This is a genomic window from Bradyrhizobium sp. AUGA SZCCT0176 (assembly GCF_018130145.1).
Lineage (GTDB): Bacteria > Pseudomonadota > Alphaproteobacteria > Rhizobiales > Xanthobacteraceae > Bradyrhizobium.
On sequence record NZ_JAFCMB010000030.1, the window covers coordinates 1 to 18,471 of the forward strand.

General features: G+C 62.5%; 20 protein-coding genes. 4 read left to right on the top strand and 16 right to left on the bottom strand.

Going from position 1 to position 18,471, the window contains the following annotated elements:
• On the bottom strand, positions 1 to 260 hold a 260-nt coding region (locus JQ600_RS34135; RefSeq protein ID WP_212490328.1), incomplete at its 3' end, for a hypothetical protein.
• Positions 261 to 379: 119 nt separating this feature from the next.
• The gene (locus JQ600_RS34140; protein WP_212490329.1) at positions 380 to 544 is read right to left on the bottom strand and encodes a hypothetical protein; all 165 of its coding nucleotides are present in this window, start codon (positions 542 to 544) and stop codon (positions 380 to 382) included.
• Positions 545 to 671: 127 nt separating this feature from the next.
• On the opposite strand from JQ600_RS34140, the gene JQ600_RS34145 reads away from it, so the two are divergent.
• On the top strand, positions 672 to 863 hold the full coding sequence (locus tag JQ600_RS34145; protein WP_212269622.1) for a hypothetical protein: 192 nt from the start codon (positions 672 to 674) through the stop codon (positions 861 to 863).
• Here JQ600_RS34145 and JQ600_RS34150 read toward each other — a convergent pair.
• The 3 genes from JQ600_RS34150 to JQ600_RS34160 all read right to left on the bottom strand — a co-directional run bounded on the left by JQ600_RS34150 (position 860) and on the right by JQ600_RS34160 (position 1,739).
• Complete coding sequence (locus JQ600_RS34150; protein ID WP_212269623.1) at positions 860 to 1,204, bottom strand: response regulator; 345 nt, start codon at positions 1,202 to 1,204, stop codon at positions 860 to 862. The genes JQ600_RS34145 and JQ600_RS34150 overlap by 4 nt on opposite strands.
• 89 nt (positions 1,205 to 1,293) lie before the next feature.
• A complete protein-coding gene (locus JQ600_RS34155) occupies positions 1,294 to 1,524 on the bottom strand; it encodes a hypothetical protein (RefSeq protein ID WP_212468501.1) in 231 nt (76 codons plus the stop codon).
• 26 nt (positions 1,525 to 1,550) lie between these two features.
• On the bottom strand, positions 1,551 to 1,739 hold the full coding sequence (locus JQ600_RS34160) for a hypothetical protein (RefSeq protein ID WP_212392228.1): 189 nt from the start codon (positions 1,737 to 1,739) through the stop codon (positions 1,551 to 1,553).
• Between the two features lie 295 nt (positions 1,740 to 2,034).
• On the opposite strand from JQ600_RS34160, the gene JQ600_RS34165 reads away from it, so the two are divergent.
• A complete protein-coding gene (locus JQ600_RS34165) occupies positions 2,035 to 2,199 on the top strand; it encodes a hypothetical protein (protein WP_212392229.1) in 165 nt (54 codons plus the stop codon).
• A gap of 176 nt (positions 2,200 to 2,375) precedes the next feature.
• A complete protein-coding gene (locus JQ600_RS34170) occupies positions 2,376 to 4,652 on the top strand; it encodes a lytic transglycosylase domain-containing protein (protein WP_212392230.1) in 2,277 nt (758 codons plus the stop codon).
• A 162-nt stretch (positions 4,653 to 4,814) separates the two neighbouring features.
• Here JQ600_RS34170 and JQ600_RS34175 read toward each other — a convergent pair whose 3' ends face one another.
• From JQ600_RS34175 to JQ600_RS34220, 10 genes are all read right to left on the bottom strand, one after another.
• Positions 4,815 to 5,783: a tripartite tricarboxylate transporter substrate binding protein BugD gene (locus JQ600_RS34175; RefSeq protein WP_212392231.1), complete on the bottom strand. Its 969-nt coding sequence runs from the start codon at positions 5,781 to 5,783 to the stop codon at positions 4,815 to 4,817.
• A 34-nt stretch (positions 5,784 to 5,817) separates the two neighbouring features.
• Positions 5,818 to 7,059: a threonine synthase gene (locus JQ600_RS34180; RefSeq protein WP_212269629.1), complete on the bottom strand. Its 1,242-nt coding sequence runs from the start codon at positions 7,057 to 7,059 to the stop codon at positions 5,818 to 5,820.
• Between the two features lie 47 nt (positions 7,060 to 7,106).
• Positions 7,107 to 8,528 (bottom strand): dihydrolipoyl dehydrogenase, encoded by a 1,422-nt coding sequence (gene lpdA / locus JQ600_RS34185; RefSeq protein ID WP_212392232.1) that lies wholly within the window; start codon positions 8,526 to 8,528, stop codon positions 7,107 to 7,109.
• A 122-nt stretch (positions 8,529 to 8,650) separates the two neighbouring features.
• Positions 8,651 to 10,018, bottom strand: a complete 1,368-nt coding sequence (locus JQ600_RS34190) for a pyruvate dehydrogenase complex dihydrolipoamide acetyltransferase (protein WP_212392233.1) — start codon at positions 10,016 to 10,018, stop codon at positions 8,651 to 8,653.
• Positions 10,019 to 10,020: 2 nt separating this feature from the next.
• Positions 10,021 to 10,326, bottom strand: a complete 306-nt coding sequence (locus JQ600_RS34195) for a DUF5076 domain-containing protein (protein WP_192739539.1) — start codon at positions 10,324 to 10,326, stop codon at positions 10,021 to 10,023.
• Between the two features lie 6 nt (positions 10,327 to 10,332).
• Positions 10,333 to 11,736, bottom strand: coding sequence for a pyruvate dehydrogenase complex E1 component subunit beta (locus JQ600_RS34200; RefSeq protein ID WP_212392234.1), 1,404 nt, complete (start codon positions 11,734 to 11,736; stop codon positions 10,333 to 10,335).
• A 56-nt stretch (positions 11,737 to 11,792) separates the two neighbouring features.
• Complete coding sequence (pdhA, locus tag JQ600_RS34205; protein ID WP_212269634.1) at positions 11,793 to 12,839, bottom strand: pyruvate dehydrogenase (acetyl-transferring) E1 component subunit alpha; 1,047 nt, start codon at positions 12,837 to 12,839, stop codon at positions 11,793 to 11,795.
• Positions 12,840 to 13,055: 216 nt separating this feature from the next.
• Positions 13,056 to 13,373: a septum formation initiator family protein gene (locus JQ600_RS34210; RefSeq protein WP_212490330.1), complete on the bottom strand. Its 318-nt coding sequence runs from the start codon at positions 13,371 to 13,373 to the stop codon at positions 13,056 to 13,058.
• Positions 13,374 to 13,565: 192 nt separating this feature from the next.
• A complete protein-coding gene (locus JQ600_RS34215; protein ID WP_212269635.1) occupies positions 13,566 to 14,117 on the bottom strand; it encodes an NADPH-dependent FMN reductase in 552 nt (183 codons plus the stop codon).
• 189 nt (positions 14,118 to 14,306) lie between these two features.
• Positions 14,307 to 15,443 carry a zinc-binding dehydrogenase gene (locus JQ600_RS34220; RefSeq protein WP_212392235.1) on the bottom strand — a complete coding sequence of 379 codons (1,137 nt, stop codon included), beginning with the start codon at positions 15,441 to 15,443 and terminating at the stop codon, positions 14,307 to 14,309.
• Positions 15,444 to 16,193: 750 nt separating this feature from the next.
• On the opposite strand from JQ600_RS34220, the gene JQ600_RS34225 reads away from it, so the two are divergent.
• Positions 16,194 to 17,174, top strand: coding sequence for a hypothetical protein (locus JQ600_RS34225; protein WP_409363354.1), 981 nt, complete (start codon positions 16,194 to 16,196; stop codon positions 17,172 to 17,174).
• 2 nt (positions 17,175 to 17,176) lie between these two features.
• Here the strand turns inward: JQ600_RS34225 and eno are convergent, their stop codons facing one another.
• On the bottom strand, positions 17,177 to 18,460 hold the full coding sequence (eno, locus tag JQ600_RS34230; protein ID WP_212392236.1) for a phosphopyruvate hydratase: 1,284 nt from the start codon (positions 18,458 to 18,460) through the stop codon (positions 17,177 to 17,179).
• Positions 18,461 to 18,471: the final 11 nt, after the last annotated feature.

An 18,471-nucleotide genomic window follows, 5' to 3' on the forward strand; every position in this document is an offset into this window, starting at 1 on the left:
TTATCCACGCCGTCGTCGAGGCGTAAACCAGCGTCCACCGCAACCCGTCCAACGTCCGTGACGACGGCCGACGCCCTTCTGAGTAGGACGGGATGGCGATAGATGCGCACTGATTTGGGCCGGTCGACAACAGAAATATTTTGATTTACAGAAATTTTCTTCTTGACACGATTTCTGAAACTCAGAATTGATTTGCCCGTCGGGTTGATTTGTCGCACCTTACCTGCCGTAGCGATATGGCACAGCGCGATGAGCGACATTCGAGTGCGAGTTCTCCGACGTCACGCGCTCATATACCGGCACTGGTGCCGTGCGCTGCGCGTGGTCATGAACTTTCAATGTTCAGCGTAGGCCGGATCATCCGGCATGCGACATCTGATCACAATTTGTGAAGCTCGGTCTCGCCCGAAAGGCGATCGCCCGCAATTCCCGTGGCGAGCGGGCCGTCGGCCCATTTGGCCGCCTCCATCCTCAGCGAATCGAGTTTATCGCAGAACACGCATTTCAGTTCGGCCCTGCCGCTCAAGCCGGAGGTGCGGACCATTCTTTTTCCGCAGCGCAAACACCGCGTCACCCGATCCATCTTCTGACTCCTGTTGCACCCGGTAATTCCGCTGGGGAACTTTCGTTCCAATCGGAGGTTCCCTTCTGAGGGGCGTCAGGAGAGTGCCATGCAAACGGCGATTGACCGTGTGATGAAGACCTACGGGATGATGGTCAATCTCACTTCGGAGCAGGAACGGCAGGCCAGGGACGAAGTCGCCAGATTTTTCGAAAGCAAGCGCTTCGATGAACGCACGCTGGCCGTTGAGGGCCTCAAATATCTGAGAGCCCGTTCCTCAAGGCGACGCGAACGGATCTAGTTCAGGACGGCGTCGAGTAACTCGTCTGGCAGATAGGGTTTCATCAAGAAGCGCGTATCCTGCGGAATGTAAGGTGGGCCGCGTCCGGACACCATCACCACGTTCAAAAGAGGGAACTTACGTTTGGCGTACTGCGCCAGTTCGACGCCGGACATATCGCCCGCGAGATTTATGTCCGTTACCAGGGCTCGCAGTTCAGTGCCGGTCGCAACCAGCACGAGTTCGGCAGCCTCCGCGCTCGCGCACTCGACCACTTCGAGGCCTTGCTCTTTCAGCAGGTCAGCCAAAAACGCCCGCTGCAACGGGTCGTCTTCCACAACAAGAGCAATAAAATTCATCATGGCGGCCTCTAGGATTATCCAATCCCGGAAAGCCGTTATTGTTCAACCGGCCCTCGCCTGGCCACCCGACCGGCCGTGATGGTGCTGGCTTAAGGGTTTCCCGATGTATCGCGGTTTTGTTCGACCGCCCTTATCGCCACGTTGGTAAGCCGCATGCGACTGCGCACACCTGCGCGCCAGGCGTCCGCGATGGCGTTTGCGGCCACGGTCTGCGTCTCCCGGAATTCGACGGCCTGGTCGGTGCGAATGAGATAGTCCATCGCGATATTGAGCGCGTCATCCATCACATTGTCGAATTCGCCAAACCGCCAAGGGTACATGGGACGAACCTGAACCGGAGATACCCTCATTCTTGAAGGTCACCACGCGTCTTGCCGGACGCCGGGCTGTCGATTCTCTCCAGCCTTTCGGCGTCGGCGTCGTACTGTTTGGACAAGTCTTTCAGTTTCACGGAGGCCTCAAGGTCGCTGATCGTGAGCGCGAGGCGGCCTGCTCGTCGGGCCTGTTCTCTGAGATCTTCGCTTTGCTTGCTCATCTGAGCTTACCCCGAGAGTCCGGTAACCGACACACGTGTCATTCGTTCCGGGGCGGTCGCATCTTCTGTTTTTGGGGGAGCGAAAACCGGTACCCAAGGAAACGGCCCCAGTGGGAGGCGGCTAATGGCTGGGGCCGTCATTCCGCATCGGACGCAAATCAGCGGTAATCGCCCGATGGATTGAATCAAGTTGCATCGGAAATGTTGGTTCCACATCACGACGGCCTGTTTTGGTTCCGGGAACACTGCCCGTCCCCCTCCTGTTGATTCGCGGGGCAGCAAGATTGATGCTGCCATGTGGACCTCGCTACTGGCGCTCTCCGCCGCCGCCATTGTCCTCGCGGCAATCGTGGTCGTTGGCCTGTTCCGGCTTGTGGCCTTGAAGCGGCCCGTCGACCTGAAGGCCCCGTCCCAAGCAGACGAATGGGCCTTCTCGCACGAACTGCAGACACCTAAATAGGTCAGCCGCCCTGCTGGATTCCATCGACCTTCGGGTTCCATTTACCGCACGGTTTCCCGCGCGCTGTTGCGCCGATGCGACAATTGATTAATCGATCTCATGCTACCTCTCGGACGGCTCGGGCCGCACGTGACGTGCGATTTCTTGGTTTGTGACTCGCAGGGGAGCACCATGGAATGAACCGTTGCTTGCGTTCACTGTCCTGTCTTCTCGCCGCAACCGCGCTCGCGCTGTTCGCACCCGAGGCGACGGCGCGGACCAATCCCAAACAGCAACCCGCCAAGAAAACGCACGATGCGAAGAAGCCGCACGATGCGAAGAAAACGCTCGATGCGAAAAAGGATGCTGGTTCGCAACGCAACGCCGCGGTCGAAAAGCGCCGCCACGCGAAACTTGCGAAGAACGCGAAACATACCGATGCGCAGAAGAAGTCAAAGCGAGTAAAGGACGCCCCTGCTCCCAAGGAAACTGTCAAGGAAACTGTCAAAGAGGCCGCTCCAGCGCTGACCGGCGATCTTGCACTGGTGAAGGAAGCGATCAATCTCGCGCGCAAGGCGAAGACCGACGAGGCGACCGCGACGCGCAACAGGATCGCCGATCCGGCCGCCCAAAAGCTCGTCGAATGGTTCATCCTGCGCCACTCCGAGACCACGGCGAATTTCAGCCGCTATGTCGCCTTCATCGCCGCCAATCCGGAATGGCCGAGCGCGGCGCAGCTGCGCCGGCGGGCGGAAGCGCGGCTGTGGCAGGAGCGCGCCGATGGGGCCAAGCTGCGCGGCTTCACCGGAGAGGCGCCTATCAGCGCCAGGGGCAAACTGGCGCTCGCGCGCGTCAAGCTCAGTGAAGGCGATCGCGACGGCGCGGGCCGGCTGGCGCGCGACGCGTGGCGATCGGACGAATTGTCGGAACGCGTCGAACCCGACGTGCTGGAGCTGTTCGGCGACCTCCTCACCCGCGACGACCACCGCGCGCGCATGAACAAACGCATCGGCGCCAAGGATCTCGCAGGCGCGAAGCGCGCCGCAAAACTCCTTGGCGACGACGACCTGGCGATCGTAAAGGCCTGTGGCGCGGTCAGGGGCAAATCGAACAAGGCCAAGGATGCGCTCGACGACGTCCCGGCCGAGGCGCGCGCCGATCTTGGCTACACGCTGTGCCGGATCCAGTGGATGCTCACCGAGAAGCGCATTGATGACGCGGCCCGCCTGATGCTGGCGGCGCGGCCCGAGACGATGGCGCTGCAGGACACCGATCAATGGTGGCGCGAGCGGCGTTCGCTCGCCCGCAAGCTGCTCGACGAAGGCAAATTCCTGACCGCCTACCAGGTCATCCAGCCCGCGGCCGCGCCTGCCAACGAGTACTACCGGTCCGATTACCACTTCATGTGCGGCTGGATCGCCCTGCGCTATCTCGATGAACCCATCAGCGCGCGCGAGCATTTCGTCCGCATCGACGAGGGCCAGGCCAATCCTACCGTGCTGTCGCGGGCGAATTACTGGCGCGCGCGCGCCGCCGAAACCCTTGGCAACAACGACATGATGCGCGCAAGCTATGAAGCAGCCGCGCGCTACCCGACGGCCTATTACGGCCAGCTCGCGCACGCAAAACTTGGCCGCGACAAGATCGAATTGCGCCCGCCCTCACCGGCTCTCGCGGCGGCCGACGCTTCGAACATCGACGAACGCGTTCGCGCCGCCGACATGCTGTACGAAATCGGCGAGCGCGACGTCGTGCTCTATTTCGTTACCGATCTCGGCGAACAGAGCTCCGACGTCACCCTGCTCGAAGCGCTCGGCGAACTCACCGGCCGCCGCAACGATGCCCGCGCGATGCTGCAGATCGGAAAACCCTCGCTCGGCCGCGGGCTGGCGCTCGACCATTACGCGTTCCCGACCATCGGAATTCCGCCGCACAAGCAGATCGCGCCCGAGATCGAGCACAGCATGATCTATTCGGTGGCGCGCACCGAGAGCGCGTTCGACCAGCGCGACAAGTCTCACGCCAATGCGGTCGGGTTGATGCAGATCACCCCGGAGGCCGGACGCGATACCGCCAAGCGCTTTGGCGTCAAGTATGATTGGGACCGGATGGTTTCCGATCCCGTCTACAACACGCAAATGGGCGCCGGCGAACTCAGCGCGCTGCTCAGCGAGTACAAGGGTTCCCACATCATGACCTTCGCCGGCTACAACGCCGGCCGCGGCCGGGTGCGGGACTGGCTCAAGGCGTATGGCGATCCGCGCGACCCCAAGGTCGATCCGGTCGACTGGGTCGAGCGCATTCCGTTCTCCGAGACGCGAAACTATGTCCAGCGCGTGATCGAGAATCTGGCGGTCTACCGCGTCCGCTTCGACAGCGGCACGGCGATGGCGGCGAAGACCGGCGAGCGCGTCGTGACGCAGGAGACCAATGCGGCACCGCTTCCGGCGGCAGCGGCAAGCGCGGCGCAATAAATCTCACCGTCGTCCCGGACAAGCGAAGCGCGATCCGGGACCCATACGCCGTGGCCGATGTTGTTAGAAAAGGAAGATAGAAAAGGAAGATACGACCAGCACGCAAAACAATTGCTGCCGCGGCGTATGGGTCCCGGCTCAAGGCCGGGACGACAGTGAGCCTCAATCCACCTTCACATTCGCGGCCTTGATCATCGGCCACCATTTTTCGATTTCCGCCTGCTGCCAGGCGCCGAGCGCTTCGGGCGTCAGCTTGTCCTTCGGCGTCATTTGCAGGCCGAGGTTTTCGAGCTGCTTGCGCACCGCCGGATCGTTCAATGCCTCGACGGCGGCGGCATTCAGCCTGGTGACGATTTCCTTCGGCGTACCCTTCGGTACCCACAAGCCCGACCACAGCGTCATGTGAAATCCGCCCAGGCCCGCCTCTTCGGCGGTCGGGATGTCGGAGGCGGATTCCGAGCGCTTGGTATCGGTGACGGCGTAGCCGCGAATGTTTCCGGCGCGCACCTGGTTGATCGAATTGGAGAGCTGATCGACGATCATATCGATCTGACCGGCGACGAGATCGTTCATGGCAGGCCCGGTGCCGCGATACGGCACATATTGCAGCTTGATGCCGGTGACGTTCTCGAAATAGAGCCCGGCGATGTGACTGCCCGATCCGGCGCCGGCGGTGCCGGTCGCCGCCGGCTCAGGCCTCGCCTTGAGCCACGCCAGCAATTCGCTCAGCGATTTCGCGGGCACCGCATTCTTGCTGACGACGATCATGGTGTTGCTCGGCAGCAGCACGACCGGTTCAAGATCGGTGACGAGGTCGTAGCCTAGCTTGTAGATTGCGCCGTTGGCGACGTGGGTGCCGAGATGGCCGAAGCTGATGGTGTAGCCGTCAGGGGCTGACCGTACCGCGCGGCCGACGCCGATCGAGCCGCCGGCGCCGGTGACGTTCTCGATCTGGACGACCTCGCCCAGCGTCGCCTTCATGCGCTCGGCCAGGATTCTCGCCATCACGTCCGACGGGCCGCCGGCGGAGAACGGCACGATGATGGTGATGGGACGCGAGGGGAAATTTTGCGCGACCGCGGTGCCGCCGAACGCCAACACCGCAAGCGCCGCCAGAAATAATCTTCGCATGACAAGGCTCCATCAAAATGGCGCCGCGCGACAATCAGAATTGCGCGTAGTCGATCGGCTGATGACGATCGAGCGTGCGCGTGACCGGCGGCAACGGATACTTAAGCCCTGTCGCGCAATTGAACAGCATCACACGATCATTTTTCGTGACGCGGCCATCGGCAAGGCTTTGCTTGTACGCAGCATAGGTCGCAGCGCCCTCCGGACACAACAAAAAGCCTTCCTCGCGCGCGACTTCGCCCAGCGCAGCAGAAATCTTCTCGTCATCGACCGCAATGGCGAAACCCTTGCTCTCGCGGACCGCGCGCAGGATCAGAAAATCTCCGACCGCCTGCGGCACGCGAATACCCGATGCAATCGTGTGGGCGTCCTCCCAGCGCGGCGCGTGCTCGGTGCCGTTCTCGAAGGCGCGGACCATCGGCGCGCAGCCCGACGCCTGCACCGCCACCATCCGCGGACGTTTTGAGCCGATGAAGCCGATGGCCTCGAGTTCGGCAAACGCCTTCCACATCCCGATCAGGCCGGTGCCGCCGCCGGTCGGATAGAAGATCACGTCGGGCACTTCCCAGCCGAGCTGTTCGGCGAGCTCCAGCCCCATCGTCTTCTTGCCTTCGATCCGGTACGGCTCCTTCAGGGTCGAAGTGTCGAACCAGCCCGCCTTTGTCTTGCCTTCGCCGACGATCTTGCCGCAGTCGTCAATCAGGCCGTTCACCCGATAGACCGTGGCGCCCTGCAGCTCGATCTCGCTGACATTCACCTCCGGCGTATCGGCCGGGCAGAAGATCGTGGTCTTGATGCCGCAGGAGGTGGCGTAGGCGGCGAGCGCAGCACCCGCATTGCCGTTGGTCGGCATCGCCATGTGCTTGATGCCGAGCGCCTTGCCCATCGACACCGCCATCACAAGGCCACGGGCCTTGAACGAACCAGTGGGAAGACGGCCCTCGTCCTTGACGATGATCTCGCCGCCGCCGAGCTTTTTGCCGAGCTTCGGCAGCCGGATCAGCGGCGTCGTGACCTCGCCGAGGCTGACGATATCGCTGACCTTGCGCACCGGCAGCATCTCGCGGTAGCGCCACATGTCCGCCGGCCGCTGCGCCAGCGCGTCCTTGGTCAGCGCTTTCTTCACGCCGGCGAGGTCGTAGCGCACCAGCAGCGGCTTGTTGGCTTTCGAGAGATTGTGGATCTGGTCGGCGGGATAATGATCGCCTTCCATCGCACATTCGAGATGGGTCACGAACGTCGGACGTTCGATGGTCAGGTTGTCGTTATCTTTCACGGATTGATCTCTCGTTTGTTGTTGGACGCGACCGGAAAGATCGTGCCTTACATGTTCAGCACGCGGCCATAGGCGTCCAGCACCGCTTCCTTCATCATTTCAGACAGCGTCGGATGCGGGAAGATCGTGTGCATCAGCTCTTCTTCCGTCGTCTCCAGGTTCATCGCCACGACGTAGCCCTGGATCAGTTCGGTGACCTCGGCGCCGATCATGTGGGCGCCGAGCAATTGTCCGGTCTTCTTGTCGAAGATCACCTTGACCAGGCCCTGGTCCTCGCCGAGCGCGATCGCCTTGCCGTTGCCGACGAACGGAAAACGCCCGACGCGGATCTCGCGGCCGCTCTCTTTCGCCTTCGCTTCGGTGAGGCCGACGGAGGCGACCTGCGGGTGGCAATAGGTGCAGCCGGGAATGAGGTTCTTGTCCATCGCGTGCGGATGCAGGCCCTTGATCGCCTCGATGCAGACCACGCCCTCATGCTCGGCCTTGTGCGCCAGCATCGGGGGCCCGGCGACGTCGCCGATGGCGTAGATGCCGGGCACGTTGGTCTTGCCATAGCCGTCGATCACCACGCAGCCGCGATCGGTTTTGACGCCGAGTTTTTCCAGACCGAGGTTTTCGATATTGCCGACGACGCCGACGGCTGAGATCACCCGGTCGACCTCGACCGTTTGCGTCTTGCCCTTGCCGTCGTCGATGGTGGCGATGACGCTGTCGCTCTTCTTCTCGAGTTTTGTGACTTTGGTATTGGTGAGGAGCTTGATGCCCTGCTTCTCGAACGCCTTGTGGGCGAATTTCGATATTTCGGCGTCTTCCACCGGCAGGATCTGCGGCAGCACTTCGACGACCGTTACTTCGGAGCCCATGGTGCGGAAGAACGAAGCGAATTCCATTCCGATCGCGCCGGAGCCGACCACCAGCAGCGACTTCGGCATCTTGTCCGGTACCATCGCCTCGAAATAGGTCCACACCAGTTTCTTGTCGGGCTCCAGCCCCGGCAGCACGCGCGGCCGCGCGCCGGTCGCAAGGATGATGTGCTTGGCCTGATAGGCGCCCTCGCCCAAGGTACCCTTCGGCGCCTCGACCGCGGATTTCTTCACCGTGACCTTGCCCGGCGCGTCGATCGAGGCGTCGCCCCAGATGATCGAAACCTTGTTCTTCTTCATCAGGAAACCGACGCCGTCATTGAGGCGCTTTGAAACGCCGCGCGAGCGCTGCACCACAGCCTTGGGGTCGTAGGACACTTTTTCCGCCGACAGGCCGTAATCCTTGGCGTGCTGCATGTAGTGGTAGATTTCCGCCGAGCGTAACAGCGCCTTGGTCGGGATGCAGCCCCAGTTCAGGCAGATGCCGCCGAGATAGGATTTTTCCACGATCGCGGTCTTGAAGCCGAGCTGCGCCGCGCGGATCGCCGTGACGTAACCGCCGGGGCCGGAGCCGATGATGATGACGTCAAAGGAAGTGTCGGCCATGCGCTCATTCTCATCATTCAACCGGACTATTGGCTTCCGTCATTGCGAGGAGCACTTGCGACGAAGCAATCCATGTTTCCGGTGGTGAAATGGATTGCTTCGCTGCGCTCGCAATGACGGGTTCACACCATCATCATGACGGGGTTTTCGATCAGCATCTTGAAGGCGCCGATCAGTTCGGCGCCGAGCGCGCCGTCGACGGCGCGGTGATCGCAGGACAGCGTCACGCTCATGATGTGGGCGGCTTCGATCTTGCCGGCCCGCACCACCGCGCGCTCCTCGCTGGTGCCGACCGCGAGGATGGTCGCGTGCGGCGGGTTGATCACGGCGGTGAAATCCTTGATGCCGAACATGCCGAGGTTGGAGACGGCCGTGGTGCCGCCCTGGTATTCGTCGGGCTTCAGCTTGCGCGAGCGGGCGCGCGCGGCGAAATCCTTCATCTCGGCCGAGATGGTCGAGAGCGATTTGGTTTCGGCCTTGCGGATGATCGGCGTGATCAGGCCGCCCGGCATCGCCACGGCAACGCCGATGTCGGAATGCTTGTGCTTGAGCATGCCGCTTTCGGTCCAGCTGACGTTGCAATTCGGAATCCGCTGCAGCGCGATCGCCATCGCCTTGATGACGAAGTCGTTGACCGAGAGCTTGTAGAGCGGCTTCTTCTCTTTGTCCTTGGGCGCCGCGGCATTGATCTCCTCGCGCGCGGCGAGCAGTTTTCCGATGTCGCAGTCCATCGTCAGGTAGAAATGCGGCACGGTCTGCACCGACGCCGTCAGGCGCTGCGCGATGGTGCGGCGCATGCCGTCATGCGGCACGACTTCGTAGGAGCCCTCCTCGAACAGCGCAAGGATCTGCTTGTCCGACATCGACGGCGCGACCGAGGGTCCGACGGCGGGAGCCGCGGCCGGCGCCTTGAGGCCCTTGCCGGACTTGGCGTCCGCGACGTCGCGCGCCACGATGCGGCCATGCGGGCCCGAACCGTTGATGCGCCCGAGTTCGATGCCGGCTTCCTTGGCCAGACGGCGCGCGAGAGGTGAGGAGAACACGCGGGCGTGGCCGTTGGCTTGAGGAGTTGCGGCTTGCGGGGCGGAAGCCGCCGCCGGCGCGGCAGCCTGCGTCGGTCCGGTTGCTGCGGGCTTTGGCGCGGGCGCGGCGGCAGGCGCCGCTGCGGCTGCGGCAGGTGCCGCAGCGGGTGCAGGTGCAGCTTTTGCAGCCGGCGCAGGCGCAGCTCCGGCCGCCTTCACGTCCTCGCCATCGCCGGCCAGGACCGCGATGACATCGTTGACCGGAACGTCCTGCGTGCCTTCAGGCACCAGGATTTTGGCGATCGTGCCCTCATCGACGGCTTCGACTTCCATCGTCGCCTTGTCGGTCTCGATCTCAGCGATCACGTCGCCGGACTTGACCTTGTCGCCCTCTTTCTTGAGCCACTTGGCAAGGTTGCCCTTTTCCATCGTCGGCGACAGCGCGGGCATCAAAATGTTGATCGGCATTGTCAGTGACCCTGTTGCGACCGCAGCGTGGTGTTACCCACGTCAGTCGGCCGATTTATTTCGGCTTCGAACATTTCGACGATACGCGCCAGCGCCTCGTCCTCGGTGTGGCCGCTTTCGCGCGCATAGGCCCTCGCCGCATGGCGCGCGATATCGACCAGCAGCAGGCCCCACATATCCGGCTCCTCGAACGCCCGCTGGAACGCGATCGAGAGCCCGCCATCGACCACGAAGGCGCGCAGCACCTCGATCGCGTCGTCGCGACCGATGACGTCGGGCGGTAAGGGTTGCTCCTTGGGACCGGCCATCGGAGTTTACCGGTATGAAACGGCTTTGGCGGCGGCGACCACCTCGGCGACATTGGGCAATGCGAGCTTTTCCAAATTCGCCGCATAGGGCATCGGCACGTCCTTGCCCGACACCCGCGCCACCGGCGCATCCAGATAGTCGAAGGCGTGCTCCATGATGCGGGCGGCGATCTCGGCGCCGACACCGCTCTGCTGCCAGCCCTCCTCCACCGTGACCGCGCGGCCGGTCTTCTTGACCGAGGCGATGATCGTGTCGGTGTCCATCGGGCGCAGTGTGCGCAGGTCGATCACCTCGGCCTCGATGCCTTCTTTTGCCAACTCGTCGGCGGCCTTCAGCGCGTAGCTCATGCCGTTCGACCAGGAGATCAGCGTGACGTGGCCGCCGGAGCGGACGATGCGCGCCTTGCCGATCGGGATCACGTAGTCGTCAAGTTTCGGGACTTCGCCGGTGTGGCCGTACAGCATCTCGTTTTCGAGGAAGATCACCGGGTTGGGATCGCGGATCGCGGCTTTCAGCAAGCCCTTGTAGTCAGCGGCCGAGAACGGCGCGACCACTTTCAATCCCGGAATCTGCGAGTACCAGGCCGAGTAATCCTGGCTGTGCTGGGCGGCGACGCGGGACGCGGCGCCGTTGGGGCCGCGGAACACGATCGAGCAGCCCATCTGGCCGCCGGACATGTACAGCGTCTTGGCCGCCGAATTGATGATCTGGTCGATCGCCTGCATCGCGAAATTGAACGTCATGAATTCGACGATCGGCTTCAGGCCGGACATCGCGGCCCCGACGCCGACGCCGGCAAATCCATGCTCGGTGATCGGCGTATCGATCACGCGCTTGGCGCCGAATTCCTGCAGCAGGCCCTGGGTCACCTTGTAGGCGCCCTGATATTCGGCAACCTCCTCGCCCATGATGAACACGTCGGGGTCGCGCCGCATCTCTTCGGCCATGGCGTCGCGCAGCGCTTCGCGGATGGTCTGGGAAATCATCTCGGTGCCCTCAGGCACTTCCGGATCGGGCTCGGCCACGGCAGCGGGTGCAGCGGTCGCCTTCGGCGCCGAGATCATCGGCTTGCCTTCGCCGACCGGCGAACGGGACTCTTCGACTTCCTTGGCGACACTGGGCACGGGAGCTGGTGCCGCGGCCTTGCCGAGATCGGCGGCGCTTTCACCATCCGCCAAAATGGTCGCGATCGGCGTGTTGACCGCGACGTCGTTGGTGCCTTCCGGGATCAATATCCTGCCGAGCGTACCCTCATCGGTCGCCTCGACTTCCATCGTCGCCTTGTCGGTTTCGATCTCGGCGATGACATCGCCCGACTTGATCGTCTCGCCTTCCTTCTTCAGCCATTTGGCAAGGTTGCCCTTCTCCATGGTTGGCGAAAGCGCAGGCATCAATACTTGAATGGGCATATCAGCTCCCGGGATCACTCTTTAGTTTTGTTCTGCGCTACTTTGGCGGACGCGTATCAACGATAGACGTCGGTCCAGAGCTCGGACGCATCGGGCTCGGGATCGTGCTGGGCGAAATCCGCCGACTCATTGACGATCTCGCGCACTTCGGCGTCGATGGCCTTCAATTCCTGCTCGGTGACCTTGGCCGCCAGCAAGCGATTGCGCACCTGCTCGATCGGATCCTGGTCGTGGCGGACCTTTTCGACCTCCTCGCGGGTCCGGTACTTCGCCGGATCCGACATCGAATGGCCGCGGTAGCGATAGGTCTGCATTTCCAGGATGAACGGCCCCTTGCCGGCGCGGCAATGGGCCACCGCCTTGTCGCCGGCGGCCTTCACCGCACGCACGTCCATGCCATCGACCTGTTCGCCGGGGATGTTGAAGGAAATGCCGCGCTTGGAGAAATCGGTCTGGGCGGACGAGCGCGTCACCGACGTGCCCATGGCGTAGCGGTTGTTCTCGATGATGTAGATCACCGGCAGCTTCCACAGCTCCGCCATGTTGAAGCTCTCATAGACCTGCCCCTGGTTGGAGGCGCCATCGCCGAAATAAGCGAGGCTGACGAAATCATTGCCGCGGTAGCGGTTGGCGAAAGCCAAACCCGTCCCGAGCGAAACCTGGGCGCCGACGATGCCGTGGCCGCCGTAGAAATTCTGCTCCTTGCTGAACATGTGCATGGAGCCGCCCTTGCCCTTGGAATAGCCACCCTGGCGTCCGGTCAATTCGGCCATCACGCCCTTGGCTTCCATCCCGCAGGCCAGCATATGCCCGTGGTCGCGGTATCCGGTTATGACCTGATCGCCCTTTTTCAGGGCCATCTGCATGCCGACCACGATGGCTTCCTGGCCGATATAGAGATGGCAGAAACCGCCGATCGCGCCCATGCCGTAGAGCTGGCCGGCCTTTTCCTCGAAACGGCGGATCAGCAGCATATCCCGAAGGGCTGCCAGTTCCTGCGCCTTGGTGAATTCCGGTGGGGCGCCGAAGCCCTTCTGTTGACCCTTCTCTTTCCCATTTTCCTGCCCTGCTTCCTTGGTGACGGTTTTTTTGGGTACGGCCATGGCAATTCCGGATGAGAGAGAAGATCAGCCTCTCTAACCCAACTCAAACCGCCGTGAAAGGATTGCGTGCGCTGGAGAAAATATTGCTATGCCGCAGTGCAACGCGGCGCGACATTTTTGTAATCGATATCGCGAGATTTTGAAATTTGCGGAATCCGGTCGGCCGTCATCCCGGCGTAACAGTCGGGGTGCGCGAGCGGACAAGCAGCCTGAAAGTCAGTTCGGCTTGAGGACCTTGATCAGGTCGCGAGGGTTGGCGTAGTCGAGCTGGAAGCGTGCGCGCTCGTCCAGCATGTCGGGGTCGACCCGGTCTGAGCGGAGCAGCGAAACGCGCCGCTCGCCCTGGGCCCGTTCCCGCTTCAGCCGCGCCAGTTCGGACGTCAGCGCGATGATCTCCTGATCGAGCTCTTGCCGCGCGTTCAGCCCGTATTTGCCGGTATAGGCGTTGACGCCGAAATAGCCGACCATCAGCGCCGCCATTGTGTAGAGGGCGAGCCCGGTCAGTATCGATTTCAGTCGGGTGCGGGAGACCATGACGCAAGATGCGACGGTCAGGTTAATGGAATCCTAAGATGGCGAACACGGGGCACAAATCATGCCCCCGTCATTGCCTGCGACAAACGCGCAGCGTTTGCGCAAGGGAGCGACAGCGACGAAGCAATCCATTCTTCCTTTTTGGGGCTATGGATTGCTTCGCTTCGCTCGCAATGACGCTGAGGGTACCGCTTAGCGGTTCTGCTTTTCGATAAAGGCCGCGAATGCATCGATATACTGCTGCAGCGTCTTCTGCAGCGTTTCCTTGGTGAGGGCGCCCTTGTCGTCGAAGGCGTCGCCGACGCCATTCAGGTAGATCTCGGGCTGGCCCAGAATCGGACCGGTGATGCCCGGCAGGATGTTCTGCAGATGCTTGGCCGCGCTGACGCCGCCGAGCGCGCCCGGGGAGTTGCTGACAATGCCGACGGGCTTGCCGATGAACGAGCTCTTGCCATAGGGGCGCGAGCCGACGTCGATGGCGTTCTTCAGGACGCCGGGGATAGAACGGTTATATTCCGGCGTCACGAACAGCACGCCGTTCGACTTCTGCAGTTTTTCGCGGAACGCGAGCCAATCGGCCGGCGGGGCGGCTTCCAGATCCTGGTTGAAGAAGGAAATCCCCTCCAGCGTCGTGACGTCGAGCTTCAGCGAGGCTGGCGCGAGCTTGGCCAGGGCATTGGCGATCTTGAGAGAAAAGCTCTCCTTGCGGAGCGAGCCGACGATGGTGACGATGCTGTGAGCCATTGGAATTCCCTTTTGAAGCTGAAGCGCCGGCGCTCACTTACGCCACATCGACACAAGGATGCAAGTGCATGAAATGCGCAATTTCGGAAACGCATCGTTCGCGTAATTGGGGCTAAGCAAAACAGGCCGCCCATACGGACGGCCTGTTTGTCTCTTTGCTGGCGGGAGCCTTATCAGCCCTTGTTCGGATCAGCCCTTGCTCGGATTGATCAGGAACTTCTCGCCGGTGGCGCGCTTGTTGTAGACGTCGATGTTGGCAAGATCGAGCGTCTCCTGCAACGACACCACCTTGGTGTAGTGGCTCGCAAACGTGGTCTTGAGTTCGGAGGCTACGCGCTGGCGCAATTTGCCGATGTCGGCCGGGCCAATCTTTTGCAGGAACGGCGTGAGCAGCCAGCCGCCGACCGCCCAGGTCAAGCCGAACGCGCGGCTCAACTCAGTCGGAGCGGTGTTGAGGCTGCCGTAGATATAGACCTGCTTAAACACATTCGAGCCGTAGCGGCTGTATTCCTTGGCGGTCTTGTTGGCCGCCGCCTCCATGCAAGTGAGGATCTGGCCCGCAAGCTTGCCGCCGCCGATGGCATCGAACGCGATCGTGGCGCCGGTTTCCACCAACGCGTTGGTGAGATCGTCCATGAAGCCGTCGGCGGTGGAATCGACGACATATTTGGCGCCGATCTTGTGCAGGATATCGGCCTGCTCCTTGCTGCGCACGATGTTGACGAGGCCGATGCCGTCCTTGATGCAGATCTTGTTGAGCATCTGGCCGAGATTCGATGCGGCTGCCGTATGCACCAGCGCCTTGTGATTTTCGCGCCGCATGGTCTCGGTCATGCCGAGCGCGGTCAGCGGATTGACGAACCAGGACGCGCCGTCGGCAGCGGTGGTGCCGGCGGGCAGCTCCATCACGTCCCTCACCTTCATGGTGCGGAATTGCGAATACATCGCGCCGCCGATGATCGAGACCGTCTTGCCCATCAGCGCCTTGGCGGCATCCGATGATCCGCTCCGGATCACGGTGCCCGCGCCCTCGTTGCCGACCGGAAGCGACTGATCGAGCCGCGCCCCCATCATCCGCATCACGGCTTCCGGCATCTTCGCGGTGACAACGGGCTGGTCCTTGGTGCCCGAGACCTTGGCCGTCGACATGTCGGCGGGGCCGATCAGAAGCCCGAGGTCGGACGGATTGATCGGCGAGGCCTCGACGCGAACCACGACTTCATCGTCGGCCGGTTCTGGAGTCGGGACGCTGGCCAGCGATAGCTCGAGTTCGCCGCTCTTCTTCAATAGCGAACGCAGTTGCAGCCCGGTCTTGCCGTCACTCATGCTTACTTCCTCCCTGCCGGCGGTTCAGCAACCTGTTGCCGATCCGCGCTTTGTGTCAGCGATATGGTCGCGGCCAGCGGTGATGTCCACCGGTATCAGCAATTTCAATCAAATTGCGCGGCGAAGGTAGACCCGAACCAGGGTCGGCCGGCGCGTTGCACTCCGGCAACAGTTCCCGGAAACCGTGCTTCAACAGCCGTTTCCGCCCTTGCACGCCCACATTGTGAGCCGAAACATTAGCGGTGTCGCGTGCTTAGCTGTGAACTGACTCGAGCCTTGGAGGCTGGAATCATGAACCCGCGTCGGCTTGCCACCGAAATGTGGCCCACGCTCGTTTTCACGGGCGGACTTGTGGTGTGGTTTGCCGTCGTCGGTTTGACCGGCACCGAGAAGGTCAACGCGGTGCGCGTTGTGGACCGCCTCGCGCCATCTCTTGCCGCCAACGCCGCCCTGGTGGCCGCACCGCGGGCATCCGCGATGGGCCATCCAGCCGTTACGACAGGCAATCCGATCATCAAGAGTGCTGACGTGGCAAAGGCCGCCGAACTTCTGGCGGAGGTGGCGATCGACGCCCCAGTTGCCCCGGAGAAGAAGCAAACCATCGTCGTAGCGGCGCTGGGCGATCCCGCGGAAATTCTGTCGCCGATAGCCCCAACCGTCCAGGGGTCAACCGCAAGCACAGCTAATCCGGAAGTGGCCGTCGCCGCCACAGCCGCCCCGGACAAGCAGCAAACCATCGTCGTAGCCGCGCTGAGCGATCCGGCGGAAATTCTGCCGCCGGTAGTCCCGACCGTCCAGGGGCCAACCGCAAGCACGGCCAACCCGGAAGTGGCCGTCGCAGCCACAGCCGCCCCGGACAAGCAGCAAACCATCGTCGTGGCCGCGCTGAGCGATCCGGCGGAAATTCTGTCGCTGGAAATCCCGACCATCCCGGCGCCAACCGCAGGCACGGCCGCCGCCGCAACAACGCCCGGCCGCGTCGAGCTTGTCGGCGAATGCCAGGTGGCAGAGGCCTGCATCGACCAATTTCTGTGGGCGCTTTACCAGCGGACGCCCAAGGAGGACACCACCAAGGAGCGTGAGCTCAGGAAAGTGACGATCAAGAGGAAGGGCAAACTGGTGACTGTCACCAGAAGCTTTACCAAGCTCGTCGACAACGATTTCACCTGGAAGGATCCCAAGGCGGCGGAACGAGTCGGCATGCCGATGATGGACTACGTGATCGGCGGCATGGATCGCAGCTTCAAGACGAAGCTGTTTCATACGCTTTACGCCGCCGAGGCCGCCGGACTGAAACCCGGTATCACCAGCGCCTTCCGCGACGACTACCGTCAATCGATCGCAAGCGGCCTGAAGGCGGCAGCCAACCGGTCGTTTCACGGCGGCAGTCTCCGCGGCGGCTATGGCCGCGGGCTTGCCGCCGATATCGTAAGCGTCAATGGCGTCAATCGCGCGCAGCGATGGGCGTCAACCGAAACGCTGTGGAAATGGGTCGATGCGAACGGCAAACAGTTCGGGATCGGCCGACCGTATCTCGCCTTCGACCCACCGCATGTCGGCCCGATCGACGGCCCGGAATATGCGTCCCGCCGCGGCGGAACGAAGGTAGCGGCCGCCAATGTGAAGAAGCGGCAGAAAATCGTTCAAGCCAAGTCCGGCACAGCGAAGCGCCAGGTCGCCGCGAAACCGCCGAGCAGCAAGCCGGCCAGCCGGCTTGCCGCAGCGCGCTAGCTTTACGCCAGCGCCTTCAGCGCTGCCCGCCCCGCGTATTTCGCCTGCGCGCCGAGTTGCTGCTCGATGCGCAGCAACTGGTTGTACTTGGCGGTGCGGTCGGAGCGCGCCAAGGATCCGGTTTTGATCTGGCCGCAATTGGTGGCGACCGCGAGGTCGGCGATGGTGGAATCCTCGGTCTCGCCGGAACGGTGCGACATGACAGAGGTGTAGCCGTATTTGTGAGCAAGTTCGACGGCGGCGAGCGTCTCGGTCAGCGTGCCGATCTGGTTGACCTTGATCAGGATCGAGTTGGCGCGGCCGTTCTTGATGCCATCGGCGAGCCTTGTGACGTTGGTGACAAACAGATCGTCGCCGACCAGCTGGCACTTCTTGCCGACGAGGTCGGTCAATTCCTTCCAGCCGTCCATGTCGTCCTCCGACATGCCGTCCTCGATAGTGACGATCGGGTAGCGCGCGACGAGGTCGGCGAGATACTTCGCCTGTTCGGAGCGCGAACGGGTCTTGTTCTCGCCGCCATAGACGTAATTGCCGTCCTTGAAGAACTCGGTCGCGGCGCAATCGAGGCCGAGCATGACGTCGCTGCCCGCGCTGTAGCCGGCCTTGCCGATCGCGCTGACGATGAATTCGAGCGCGGCATCCGCCGACGGCAGGTTGGGCGCGAAACCGCCCTCGTCACCGACATTGGTGTTGTGGCCGGCCTTCTTCAGTTCGCCCTTCAGCGTGTGGAAGATTTCAGCGCCGCAGCGCAGCGCCTCGGCGAAACTCGCCGCACCCACCGGCAGGATCATGAATTCCTGGAAGTCGATCGGGTTGTCGGCGTGCACGCCGCCATTGATGATGTTCATCATCGGCACCGGCAGAGTGCGCGCCGAGGTGCCGCCGACATAGCGATAGAGCGGCATGTCGAAGGATTCCGCGGCCGCCTTGGCGCAGGCCAGGGAAACGCCGAGGATGGCGTTGGCACCCAGCCGGCTCTTGTTGGGCGTGCCGTCGAGATCGATCATGATCTGGTCGATCTGGACCTGTTCCTCGACCGGACGGTCGGCAAGCGCCTCGAAGATTTCGCCGTTGATGGCCTCGACCGCCTTCTGCACACCCTTGCCGAGATAGCGCTTCTTGTCGCCGTCCCGCAGTTCCACCGCCTCATGAGCGCCGGTGGAGGCGCCTGAGGGCACCGCGGCACGGCCGATCGAGCCGTCTTCCAGCACCACATCGACCTCAACGGTGGGATTGCCACGGCTATCGAGGATTTCGCGGCCGATGATGTCGATGATGGCGGTCATGTCTTGCACTT